We start from the raw sequence: 12,413 nt of genomic DNA on the forward strand, positions 1-12,413 counted from the left end.
CTACTCTCCTTCACTTCTGCTGACGTCTTGGGCGGCAATTTAGGCCGTGGCAGCTACCCAAGCAAGCGCTTGGGTAAAACTTGTGACCGGAGTTTACAAACCAAGCGCTTGCTTGGTAGTCTCGACACCAGCCATTAGAGCAAGGATTTCTCATGAGCAAGACGGTTCGTATCGGCTGCGCCAGCGCCTTCTGGGGCGACACCTGCACCGCTGCCGCCCAGCTGGTGCATGACGGTGCCTTGGATTACCTGGTGTTCGACTATTTGGCCGAGGTCACGATGTCGATCCTGGCCGGTGCGCGCATGAAAGACCCCAAGGCCGGTTACGCCACGGATTTTGTCGAGGTGCTCACGCCCTTGCTGGCGGATATCCAGCGCCAGGGTATCCGCGTGATCAGCAATGCCGGCGGCATCAACCCCCAGGCATGCGCCGCCGCGCTGCAAGCGGCCTGCGACCAGGCCGGCAACGGGCTGAAAATCGCTGTGTTGCTCGGCGATGACCTGCAACCCCAGCTCAAGCACCTGGCCACGGTCACCGACATGTTCACCGGTGCCCCTCTGCCGCCTCTGTGCGTATCCGCCAATGCCTATCTCGGTGCGCCAGGCATCGCCCAGGCCCTGGAGCTGGGCGCCGATATCGTTATCACCGGCAGGGTGGTCGACAGTGCAGTGGTCAGCGCAGCACTGGTGCATGAATTCAACTGGTCATGGCAAGACTACGATCGCCTGGCGCAGGCCGCCCTGGCCGGGCATATCATCGAATGCGGCGCCCAGTGCACCGGCGGCAACTTCACCGATTGGCGCGATGTGCCGGACTACGAGCACATCGGTTTCCCCATCGTCGAAGTCAGCGCCGACGGCCAGTTCACCGTGAACAAGGTCGAGGGCAGCGGCGGACTGATCAGCGAACTGAGCGTGGCTGAACAGCTGCTGTATGAAATCGGCGACCCGCGTGCCTACCTGCTGCCGGACGTGATCTGCGATTTCAGCCAGGTCGAATTGCAGCAACAGGGCAAACACTCTGTACGCCTGCATGGCGCCAGGGGACTGCCACCCACCGATCAGTACAAGGTCAGCGCCACCTACCCCGATGGCTTTCGCTGTACCGCCAGTTGCCTGCTTGCAGGCATTGACGCAGTGGCCAAGGCCGAGCGGGTCAGCGAGGCGATCATCAACAAGACCTCGGAGCTGTTCAGCCAACGTGGCTGGGCGCCCTACTCCGAGGTCAATATCGAACTGCTCGGCAGCGAAGCCACCTACGGTACCCATGCACGGCGTGAGGATTGCCGCGAGGTGGTGGTCAAGCTCGCCGTACGGCACCCGAGCAAGCAGGCGCTGGTGCTGTTCGCCCGCGAGATCGCCCAGGCAGCCACCGGCATGGCGCCGGGGTTGACCGGCATCGTCGGCGGGCGGCCCACGGTGTATCCGCTGATCCGGCTGTTTTCGTTCCTGATCGACAAATCGTGCTGCGAAGTGGTCATCGACTACCAAGGCCAACGCCATACTGTCGAACTGCCCGCCTCTGCCGCCATGCTCACCCCGGCCGCACCCATTGAGCCCGCCAAACCCAAGGGTCGCGCCGACGCCAATGTACCGCTGGTGAAACTTGCCGTGGCGCGCTCCGGTGACAAGGGCAACCACAGCAATATCGGCGTGATCGCCCGCCACCCCGACTACCTGCCGTGGATCGCCGAAACGCTGACCCCGGAGGTGATCGTCGACTGGATGGGCCATGTGCTCGATCCGATCTGTGGCCGTGTAGAACGCTGGTATTTGCCCGGCAGCCACAGCCTGAATTTCCTGCTGGAAAATGCCTTGGGCGGTGGCGGCATCGCCAGCCTGCGCATCGACCCGCAAGGCAAGGCCTTCGCCCAGCAGTTGCTGGAAATTCCCATCGCCGTGCCGCAGCACATCGCCGATCAATTGACCTAAAGGACCCTCGCCGTGGCCTTCAACTCGATCTTCAAAGCCGACCTGTTCCAGGGGCAAACCGTGATTGTCACCGGTGGCGGCAGTGGCATTGGCCGCTGCACCGCCCATGAACTGGCGGCCCTTGGCGCCCTTATCATCCTGGTGGGGCGCAAGACGGACAAGCTGCAGAAGGTCGCGGCGGAAATTGCCGAAGACGACGGCATCGCCCATTGGCTGGCCTGCGATATCCGTGATGAAGAGGCGGTGAAGACGTTAGTCGCCCAGGTCATGCACGATCACGGCCCGATCCATGGCCTGGTCAATAACGCGGGCGGCCAATATCCGTCGCCCCTGGCCGCGATCAATCAAAAAGGCTTTGAAACCGTACTGCGCACCAACCTGGTGGGCGGTTTCCTGATGGCGCGGGAAGTGTTCAACCAGTCAATGAGCCAACACGGCGGCGCCATCGTCAACATGCTCGCCGACATGTGGGGCGGCATGCCCGGCATGGGCCACTCCGGCGCGGCGCGCTCAGGCATGGACAACTTCACCAAGACCGCTGCGTTTGAATGGGGTTATGCCGGGGTGCGTGTGAACGCCGTGGCCCCCGGTTGGATCGCCTCCAGCGGCATGGATACCTATGAAGGCGCGTTCAAGGCGGTGATCCCGACCCTACGCGAACATGTACCGCTCAAGCGTATCGGCACCGAGTCGGAAGTCAGCGCCGCCATCGTGTTTCTGCTCAGCCCGGCCGCGGCCTTCGTCAGCGGCAGCACCCTGCGCATCGACGGCGCCGCCAGCCTGGGCAGCCGGGCGTGGCCGCTGCACAAGGCGCAGGCGCCGAGCGAACCGTTCAATGGTTTCCACCGCGCCTACCTGCCGGATGTACTCAAGGTGGAGCGATAACCCTATGCCAATGATTGAAAGCCTGATCGACACCCACAGCCCGCAGTTCGCGCAAAACCGCGAGGCCATGTTGGCCACCATCGCCCAGTTGCGCCAACTGGAGCACACCCTGCTTGCCAAGGCCCAGGAAGCCAAGCCCAAGTTCGACAAGCGCGGCCAACTGCTGCCCCGCGAGCGCCTCAACCTGCTGCTCGACCCCGGCGCGCCGTTTCTCGAATTGGCCAGCCTTGCCGGCTACAAACTCCACGACGACAAGGATGGCAGCGCCGCCGGTGGCGGGCTGATTGCCGGTATCGGCTATGTCAGCGGTGTACGCATGCTGGTGGTGGCCAACAACAGCGCAATCAAGGGCGGCACCATTTCTCCCTCCGGCCTGAAAAAATCCCTGCGCCTGCAACAGATCGCCATGGAAAACAAACTGCCGGTGGTGACCCTGGCCGAAAGCGGCGGTGCCAACCTCAACTATGCCGCCGAGATTTTCGTCGAGGGCGCGCGCAGCTTCGCCAACCAGGCGCGGATGTCGGCCATGGGCCTGCCGCAGGTCACGGTGGTGCACGGCTCGGCCACCGCCGGCGGTGCGTATCAACCGGGCTTGTCGGATTACGTAGTGGTGGTGCGCGGCAAGGCCAAGCTGTTCCTCGCCGGACCACCGCTGCTCAAGGCCGCTACCGGCGAAATCGCCAGCGACGAGGCACTGGGCGGCGCCGAGATGCACGCGCAAACCGCGGGCACTGCTGAGTACCTGGCGGAAAACGATGCCGACGGTGTGCGCATCGTGCGTGAAGTTGTCGGCTTGCTGGCGTGGAATCAGCGTCTGCCCCTCGCGCCCAAACGGGCCTACGCAGAGCCGCTGTATCCCATTGAAGAGTTGCTGGGGCTGATCCCCGATGATCCGAAAAAACCCTACGACGTGCGCGAGATCCTCGCACGCCTGGCCGACGGCTCGCACTTTCTTGAATTCAAGGGCGAGTTCGACGCCCACACCGTCTGCGGCCACCTGCAGATCCAGGGGCGCGCCGTCGGCGTGATCGGCAACAACGGTCCCATCACGCCCAAGGGCGCGAGCAAGGCCGCGCAGTTTATCCAGCTGTGTGACCAGAGCCGCACACCATTGCTGTTCCTGCACAACACCACCGGTTTCATGGTCGGCACCGAGTCTGAACAACAAGGGGTGATCAAGCACGGCGCAAAGATGATCCAGGCGGTGGCCAACGCCCGCGTGCCGAAGCTCACCATTGTCGTCGGCGGTTCCTACGGTGCCGGCAACTATGCGATGTGCGGCCGCGGCCTGGACCCACGCTTTATCTTTGCCTGGCCCAACAGCCGCACGGCGGTGATGGGCGGCGCGCAGGCCGGCAAGGTGCTGCGCATCGTCACCGAAGCCAAGCAGTTGAAGGATGGCCTGGTACCCGATCCCAAGGTGCTGGACATGCTCGAACAGGTCACCGCGCAGAAGCTCGACAGCCAATCCACCGCGCTCTACGGCAGCGCCAACCTGTGGGACGACGGGCTGATCGATCCACGGGATACCCGTACCTTGCTCGGGTTTCTATTGGATATCTGTGATGAAGCCGAACGGCGGCAACTGCAACCGAACAGCTTTGGTGTAGCGCGTTTCTAACGACGGCCAGGAGAACCATAAAAATGATCTTCACCCAGGAACACCAGGAACTGCGCCGCACCGTGCGCGCCTTCGTCGACCGCGAGATCAACCCCCATGTGGATGAATGGGAAAAAGCCGGGCGTTTTCCTATCCATGAAATCTTCCGCAAAGCCGGCGACCTCGGTCTGCTGGGCATTTCCAAGCCGGAGCAGTTCGGCGGCATGGGCCTTGACTACAGCTATTCCATCGTCGCTGCGGAAGAATTCGGCAGCATTCGCTGTGGCGGCATCCCCATGTCCATCGGCGTGCAGACCGACATGTGCACCCCGGCCCTGGCCCGCTTCGGCTGCGATGAACTGCGCGACGAATTCCTGCGCCCGGCCATCAGCGGCGAACAGGTCGGTTGCATCGGTGTTTCGGAAGCCGGCGCCGGCTCCGATGTGGCCGGGCTCAAGACCCATGCGCGCAAGGACGGCGGCGACTACGTGATCAACGGCAGCAAGATGTGGATCACCAACTCGCCCAGCGCCGACTTTATCTGCCTGCTGGCCAACACCTCCGATGACAAGCCGCACATCAGCAAATCGTTGATCATGGTGCCGATGAACACCCCGGGCATCAGCGTCAGCCCGCCCCTGGAAAAGCTCGGCATGCACAGCTCCGAGACCGCCCAGGTGTTCTTCGACGGCGTGCGCGTGCCGCAGCGCAACCGCATCGGCCAGGAAGGTGCGGGCTTCATGATGCAGATGTTGCAATTCCAGGAAGAGCGCCTGTTTGGCGCGGCCAATATGATCAAGGGCCTGGAGTACTGCATCGACAGCACCATCGCGTACTGCAAGGAGCGCCAGACCTTCGGCAAAGCGTTGATCGACAACCAGGTGATCCATTTCCGCCTGGCCGAACTTGCCACTGAAATCGAATGCCTGCGCGCCTTGGTCTACCAAGCCACCGAGCAATACATCAAGGGCCAGGACGTCACTCGCCTGGCGTCGATGGCCAAGCTCAAGGCCGGGCGGCTGGGCCGCGAGGTCAGCGACAGCTGCCTGCAATATTGGGGCGGCATGGGCTTCATGTGGGACAACCCGGTGGCCCGCGCCTATCGCGACGTGCGCCTGGTGTCGATTGGCGGCGGCGCCGACGAAATCATGCTGGGCATCATCTGCAAACTGATGGGCACCCTGCCCGGTAAAAAGCCATGAACACCTTGCTGCTCGAAGCCCATAACGGCGTGCTGCATATCACCCTCAACCGGCCCGAATGTCGCAATGCGATGAGCCTGGCAATGGTCAAGGAACTGCGTGCGGTATTGGCGCAGCTGGACAGCCAGGTGCGCGCCGTGGTGATCAGTGGTGCGGGCGGGCACTTTTGCGCGGGGGCCGATGTGAAGGACTTGGTCGGCGCAGGCGCTCAGTTGCAAGGGTTGAACCGGGCATTTGGGACTTTGCTGCAAGAGATAGAGGCGCTGCCGCAGGCAGTGATTGTGCTGGTGCAAGGCGCCGTGCTGGGCGGCGGCTTTGGCTTGGTGTGCGTGAGTGATATTGCGATCGCCGACCACCAGGCCCAGTTCGGCTTGCCCGAGACCCGCCTGGGGTTGCTGCCAGCGCAGATTGCGCCGTTTGTGGTCAAGCGTATCGGGCTGACCCAGGCACGCCGACTGGCACTGACGGCGGCACGGTTCGATGGGGTTGAAGCCGAGCGGTTGGGGGTAGTGCATTTTGTCGAGCTCGATGCCCAAGCACTGGCTCAGCGTCTGGACGAAGTGCTTGGACAAGTGCTGCAGTGTGCGCCGGCGGCTAATGCGCGGACCAAATCCCTGTTGCTGGCCAGCGTGGATGAGCCGCTTGGTGCCGTGCTGGACCGCGGGGCGCAGTGGTTTGCCGAGGCAGTGGCGAGCGAGGAAGGGATTGAGGGCACACAGGCGTTTGTGCACAAGCGCAAGCCTCGGTGGGCTCGCTGAATGGGGTGGATATTTACCGGATGTACGCAGACCGAAATGTGGGAGGGGGCTTGCTCCCGATGAGGCCAGAACAGCCAATCCATCCTTCAAGGAATAGACCAATGCCCGCCTTCAGCAAAATCCTGATCGCCAACCGCGGCGAAATCGCCTGCCGCATCCAACGCACCGCCCAGGCATTGGGTTACCGCACCGTCGCCGTGTACAGCGACGCCGACAACCACGCCCTGCACGTGCAGATGGCCGACGAAGCCGTGAACATCGGCCCCGCCCCCGCCCATCAGTCCTACCTGAACATAGCTGCCATCCTCGACGCCGCCCAACGCACCGGCGCCGACGCCATCCACCCTGGCTACGGCTTCCTCTCGGAAAACCCCGACTTCGCCCGTGCCTGCCAGAACGCCAATATCACCTTCATCGGCCCCAGCGTCGAAGCCATCGAACTGATGGGCAGCAAGCGCCTGTCCAAGCTCGCCATGCTCAATGCCGGCGTACCCTGTATCGCCGGCTACCAAGGCAGCGCCCAGGACGATGCCACCCTGCAACGGGAAGCCGAACGCATCGGTTTCCCCTTGATGATCAAGGCCAGCGCCGGTGGTGGCGGGCGTGGCATGCGCCTGGTGCAGCAACCCGAACAGCTGCTGGAGCAACTGCGCACCGCGCGTTCCGAAGCGGTGAACGCCTTTGGCAGCGCTGAACTGATCCTTGAACAGGCCCTGATCGACCCGCGCCACGTCGAGGTCCAGCTGTTCGGCGACAGCCATGGCAACCTGATCTACCTCGGTGAGCGCGATTGCTCGGTCCAGCGCCGCCATCAGAAAGTCATCGAAGAAGCGCCCTGCCCCGTGATGACGCCCGAACTGCGCTACGCCATGGGCGAAGCGGCACTGCAGGCCGGGCGGGCGGTGCATTACGTCGGCGCCGGCACCGTGGAGTTTCTGCTCGACCGCAACGGGCGGTTCTATTTCCTGGAAATGAACACGCGCCTGCAAGTCGAACACCCGGTGACCGAACTGATCACCAGCCTCGACCTGGTGGCCTGGCAACTGCACATCGCCGCCGGCCAGCCCTTGCCGTTGGCACAAGCCGATGTCGCCCTCAACGGCCATGCCATGGAGGTGCGCCTGTACGCCGAAGACCCAACCCAGGGCTTCCTGCCGCAAACCGGTGATGTGCTGCGCTGGGAACCCGCCCCCGACGCGCGCATCGACCATGGCTTACGCGAAGGCGAAACCATCAGCCCGTTCTACGACCCGATGCTGGCCAAGATCATCGCCCACGGCGCCAGTCGCGAAGAAGCACGCCGTAAATTAGTGCGGGCAGTGGAAGACACCGTGCTACTGGGTGTCACCACCAATCAGCGGTTGTTGGTCGATTTGCTCAAGCATCCGGATTTTATCGCCGGTGAGTTCGGCACAGCCTTTATCGCCGAACACTTCGGCCAGATACCGCCCCAGGCCCCATCGACTGAACAGCTCAGCCTGGCAGCGGCGCTGTTTTACCAACACAGCGCCGCCTCACATCCTCAAGGTCTGGCGGGATGGCACAACGGCGCCAATGTTTCGTGTACCTATCGCCTTGAGGTCAATGGCGAAATCCACACCGTGAGTGTCGACGCCCTGCAACTCACCACCGACGGGCGTTGGGCCACATGGGTACTCAATGGTATCCGCCGGCGTATCGCCTACCACCTTGACGACACCCAGTTGTGGTTGCCCGGCATGAAGGTGGTCAACCGCACCCAGCAAGTCGCCAGCCGCCGGGCCGACGCCAGCAGTGGCACGGTCAAGGCCCCCATGGACGGCGCCATCGTCGACATACGCGTCAGCGTCGGTGAGCGGGTCAGCAAAGGCCAACTGCTGCTGGTGCTCGAAGCAATGAAAATGGAGCACCCGCTGAAAGCCGGCATCGATGGCATCATCAAGGGCGTGCAGGTCGTGACGGGCGATCAAGTGCGCAATCGCCAGGTTTTGCTGGAAATCGAATAACGGCCCTGGGCGGAACTACATGGCCCGGCTACGCTCTATCCCCATCAGGAAGGGACGAGTACGGGAACCTGCACCATGCCTCATTGGCTGATTATTGACCTTGAAGCCACAACGGATGACGGCGGCTGGCCCGTGACGGAGATGGAAGTCATCGAGATCGGCGCCAGCCTGGTCAACCGCCAGGGTCGCGAACTGGATCACTTCCAGCGCTTTGTGCGGCCACTGCGACGGCCATTGCTGACGCCCTTTTGCCGCAAACTGACCCACATCACCCAGGCCAATATCGACGCAGCTGCACCGATCACCGAGGTGTGGCCGCTGTTCGAGCGCTGGCTGGGCCAGCATCAGGCACGCCTGGAAGGCTGGGCCAGCTGGGGGGATTACGATCGCGTGCAGCTTGAGCTGGAATGGCAACGCCATGGCCTGGGCAGTGCGCTTGGCCAAACGCCCCATGTGAACCTCAAGCAACGCTTTGCCAAGGCCCGGCGCCTGGACAAGCCGCTGGGCCTCAATGGCGCGCTGCAATTGGCGGGGATGCAGTTCCATGGCCAGCAGCATCGCGCGTTGGAAGATGCGCGCAACACCGCACGCCTGTTGCCGTTGATTTTGCCGGTCTAGGCAGCGCTTGCAGCCTTGGGCATACTGGACAACCACTTTCCTTGATGCTGCCCACCTGTAGGAGCGAGCTTGCTCGCGAAAAACCTGAGAGCACCGCGTTTAACCGGATGCGCAGCGTTATCGTTGACGATCTTCGCGAGCAAGCCCGCTCCTACAGTGGTGGCGTAAGCCTTGACCCTTTTTTGAGGATTCACCCATGTTCAAAGTCAACGAGTACTTCGACGGCACCGTCAAGTCGATCGCTTTCGGCACCGCAGAAGGGCCGGCGACCATCGGCGTGATGGCCCCGGGTGAATACGAATTCGGCACCGCCCAGCGTGAAATCATGCACGTGGTCTCCGGCGCCCTGACCGTCAAGCTGCCCGACAGCAGCGACTGGGAAACCTTCGCCGCCGGCAGCCAGTTCAACGTACCGGCCAACAGCAAGTTCCAGTTGAAGGTCGCCGTGGACACCGCTTACCTGTGTGAATACCGCGGCTAAGCATCACCGGCAAACAAAAATGCCCGTCTCCAGCGAGACGGGCATTTTTTATTCCAGCAGCGTCACCGGCATGCCGACTTCCAGGCGCCCGATGCCGTCGTTAACCAGGTTCTGGCCGAACATCGCGCCCTTCTCTGTCTTGCGATAGGTCTCCAGCGTCGCGAAAGGCTCTCGGTCGGGGCTGCGCTCGCCGGTCTGCGGGTCAATGGTGGTGAGGATGCAACGCGAGCACGGCTTAACCACCCGAAACTCCACGTCGCCGATGCGCAAGCGTTTCCAGCCATCTTCGGCGAAGGCTTCGGCGCCCTCGATCACCAGGTTGGGACGAAAGCGCAGCATTTCCATCGGCCGGCCGATATGCGCGCACAGGTCGTCCAGAGAAGCCTGGCCGATCAGCAGCAAGGGGTAACCGTCGGCGAACCCCACCTGATCGTGATCCTGGCCATAACCGGAGTCGGTTGAACGCGCACGCTCCAGGGGCATATGCACCAGGCGCGTGGGTTTGCCGATGAACGCACTGACCCAGGCCGCCGCTGCATCGCCCGCATCCGGTACGCGCAGGGTGTCGCGCCAGATGGTGACACCGCGTAAGTCCTCGTCGCCGGGCAAAGCCACCTCCAGCGGCGCATGACCGGGCGAACTGAGGGTCAGGCCGCCCATGCTGTTCCACAGCGCCGACAGTTGGCTCATCTTCGCCACGGCCCGCTGCGTCAGGAACCGCCCGCTGGCTTCGTCCACCAGCATCCAGCGTCGATCCCCCTGCAACCCGAGTTTATCCAGGCCGATCTGCTGCAAGGGTTCGCCCTTGCCGGATTTCAACGGGTAACGGTACAACGCACTGAGACGAAGCATGGGCCTGCATTCCTAGGACACAAAGTGTCATCCTAACCTCAGGCAGGCACTTCGTCCAACATCAGTCGTTGGCGCACCACATCCACCAGCTTGTCCGGCTGGAATTTGGAGAGGAAATTGTCGCAGCCGACCTTCTTGACCATCGACTCGTTGAAGCTGCCCGACAGTGAAGTGTGCAGCACCACGTAGAGGCCACGCAGGCGCGGATCATTGCGAATTTCGGTGGTCAGGCGATAGCCGTCCATCTCCGGCATTTCGGCGTCGGTGAAGATCATCAGCAGCTTGTCGGTCATCACCTGGCCCGTGTCAGCCCAGGCCTTGAGCATGTTCAGGGCCTTGAGACCATCACTGGCGATGTGCATCTTCACGCCCAACTGGCCGAGGGTGTCACGCAACTGCGACAGCGCCACGTTGGAGTCGTCCACCAGCAGCACTTCGCGGCCACGGGCACGCTCCAGGATCGGGTCCTCGAGTTTTTCCCGGGAAACCTTGGCGTTGTAGGGCACGATCTCGGCGAGCACTTTCTCCACGTCGATGATTTCCACCAACTGGTCATCGACCTTGCTGATGGCGGTAAGGTAATGCTGGCGTCCGGCGCTGGTCGGCGGCGGCAGGATGGCTTCCCAGTTCATGTTGACGATGCGGTCCACGCCGCCCACCAGGAAAGCCTGCACCGAACGGTTGTATTCGGTGACGATGATGGTGCTGTTGGGCCCTGGCACCAGAGGGCGCATGCCGATGGCCTGGGACAGGTCGATCACTGGCAGGGTCTGGCCACGCAGGTTGACCACCCCGCACACGAAAGGATGGCGCTGGGGCATCAGGGTCAGCTTGGGCAGCTGCAGCACTTCCTGCACCTTGAACACGTTGATGGCGAACAACTGCCGCCCAGCCAGGCGGAACATGAGAATCTCCAGGCGATTCTCCCCCACCAATTGCGTGCGTTGATCTACCGTGTCGAGAATGCCGGCCATTGAAAGCTCCTGGTGTGCTGGGGGTATGCAACGGATGCGTGCGTCGCTCTTAAAGTGGGTTATCGGCGGCGCGCGCCAGACCTTGACCCACGTAAAATGCCACGCAAACGCATTGATGTCACACTGACATCATGCTTTACTGCAACGGCCTCTCCATATGACAGTAACGAGCCTTGCGCGACATTCAAATCGACGCGAGGTTCCGCCATGTAAGGGATTCCCCTAGGCACAATCAGGCCCAACCTGATATTCGCGATATCTAATAGCCATTAATGTGACGCCATTCTCATTGCATGAATGGAGTCAGGCTTTTGTTTGCCATCCCAAGCCCACGACCTACGGGTCTTTCAGGCACTTACATACCGGCAACTGAAGTTGTGCAATCGCCTTGGATCATGAGGGCCATGCAGGGCGCTCGTATGTATTCAAATAAAATTCCTACTAAATTATCGGAAGCGACCTACAGATCCCCGTCAAATTTCAGCGCTAGTTTTAAGCTATTCGCCCGGTGCGACATCTCATCACCCGACCTTAAGTTGTGGAGACTTGCATGATGAATAGCGCAAACGAATGGCAAACAGCACTTCCCGATTTTCTGCTGGAAGCTGAAATGCTGTTGGCCAAGTCTGAAGAATGCCTGAGCCACCTGCACCTGATCCGCAACGACAGCGACGCCATCGACTGCATGAAGGCCAACCTGGCGAAACTGGCTGAAAAAGCCGACGGCCTGGCCTTGCAGGCGATCAGCGAGTTCTCCCGGCATATCCAGTACCTGATCGCCAATGCTGTGAGCCCCGTGCAGTTGCATGACCAGGCACTGGATGCGCTGCATGACTGCCTGACACTGCTGGCCTGGCAACTGGAGCTGATCGACATCCGTACCGGCGAATTGGGCCTGGATGACAGTGAGCAGGTATCGCTGATTGCAACGGTGACCTCGCAGATCCCGCAAAAAGATCATGCCCCTGACTTGCAGTCTCGTTTGCAACAGGGACCGTGAGCCGCAAAGGTCGTATTTAATACCTGAGCTATCTGAAAACGACCGCTTTTGCTCAAACGATGAAACCCACTTAGCCCCCCCCATTTCAGTAGTTGTACAAACTACTCTAATTCATACAACTGGCTAT

Annotated in this window: 11 protein-coding genes; 9 read left to right on the forward strand and 2 right to left on the reverse strand. The window is 61.7% G+C overall.

The window, feature by feature from the left end; genetic code table 11:
• Positions 1-152: 152 nt before the first annotated feature.
• From KVH01_RS12960 to ppnP, 8 genes are all read left to right on the forward strand, one after another.
• On the forward strand, positions 153-1,931 hold the full coding sequence (locus KVH01_RS12960; RefSeq protein WP_217881716.1) for an acyclic terpene utilization AtuA family protein: 1,779 nt from the start codon (positions 153-155) through the stop codon (positions 1,929-1,931).
• A gap of 12 nt (positions 1,932-1,943) precedes the next feature.
• Positions 1,944-2,816, forward strand: coding sequence for an SDR family oxidoreductase (locus KVH01_RS12965; RefSeq protein ID WP_217881717.1), 873 nt, complete (start codon positions 1,944-1,946; stop codon positions 2,814-2,816).
• A 4-nt stretch (positions 2,817-2,820) separates the two neighbouring features.
• Entirely contained in the window at positions 2,821-4,437 is a 1,617-nt protein-coding gene (gene atuC, locus KVH01_RS12970; protein WP_043051077.1) for a geranyl-CoA carboxylase subunit beta, read from the forward strand.
• 23 nt (positions 4,438-4,460) lie between these two features.
• Positions 4,461-5,618: a citronellyl-CoA dehydrogenase gene (atuD, locus tag KVH01_RS12975; RefSeq protein ID WP_217881718.1), complete on the forward strand. Its 1,158-nt coding sequence runs from the start codon at positions 4,461-4,463 to the stop codon at positions 5,616-5,618.
• Positions 5,615-6,376, forward strand: coding sequence for an enoyl-CoA hydratase/isomerase family protein (locus KVH01_RS12980; RefSeq protein WP_043051079.1), 762 nt, complete (start codon positions 5,615-5,617; stop codon positions 6,374-6,376). The genes atuD and KVH01_RS12980 overlap by 4 nt, the downstream gene beginning before the upstream one ends.
• A gap of 101 nt (positions 6,377-6,477) precedes the next feature.
• Entirely contained in the window at positions 6,478-8,361 is a 1,884-nt protein-coding gene (locus KVH01_RS12985) for an acetyl-CoA carboxylase biotin carboxylase subunit (protein WP_217881719.1), read from the forward strand.
• Between the two features lie 75 nt (positions 8,362-8,436).
• Positions 8,437-8,979 (forward strand): exonuclease domain-containing protein, encoded by a 543-nt coding sequence (locus tag KVH01_RS12990; RefSeq protein ID WP_043051081.1) that lies wholly within the window; start codon positions 8,437-8,439, stop codon positions 8,977-8,979.
• Positions 8,980-9,175: 196 nt separating this feature from the next.
• The gene (gene ppnP, locus KVH01_RS12995) at positions 9,176-9,460 is read left to right on the forward strand and encodes a pyrimidine/purine nucleoside phosphorylase (protein ID WP_003226701.1); all 285 of its coding nucleotides are present in this window, start codon (positions 9,176-9,178) and stop codon (positions 9,458-9,460) included.
• Positions 9,461-9,508: 48 nt separating this feature from the next.
• Here ppnP and KVH01_RS13000 read toward each other — a convergent pair whose 3' ends face one another.
• The gene (locus KVH01_RS13000; protein WP_217881720.1) at positions 9,509-10,312 is read right to left on the reverse strand and encodes an MOSC domain-containing protein; all 804 of its coding nucleotides are present in this window, start codon (positions 10,310-10,312) and stop codon (positions 9,509-9,511) included.
• A 38-nt stretch (positions 10,313-10,350) separates the two neighbouring features.
• Positions 10,351-11,286, reverse strand: coding sequence for a chemotaxis protein CheV (locus tag KVH01_RS13005; protein WP_046071813.1), 936 nt, complete (start codon positions 11,284-11,286; stop codon positions 10,351-10,353).
• Positions 11,287-11,836: 550 nt separating this feature from the next.
• On the opposite strand from KVH01_RS13005, the gene KVH01_RS13010 reads away from it, so the two are divergent.
• A complete protein-coding gene (locus tag KVH01_RS13010) occupies positions 11,837-12,286 on the forward strand; it encodes a hypothetical protein (RefSeq protein ID WP_200893594.1) in 450 nt (149 codons plus the stop codon).
• Positions 12,287-12,413 lie beyond the last annotated feature (127 nt).

Source organism: Pseudomonas khavaziana, from assembly GCF_019145205.1.
GTDB classification, from domain to species: Bacteria; Pseudomonadota; Gammaproteobacteria; order Pseudomonadales; family Pseudomonadaceae; genus Aquipseudomonas; species Aquipseudomonas khavaziana.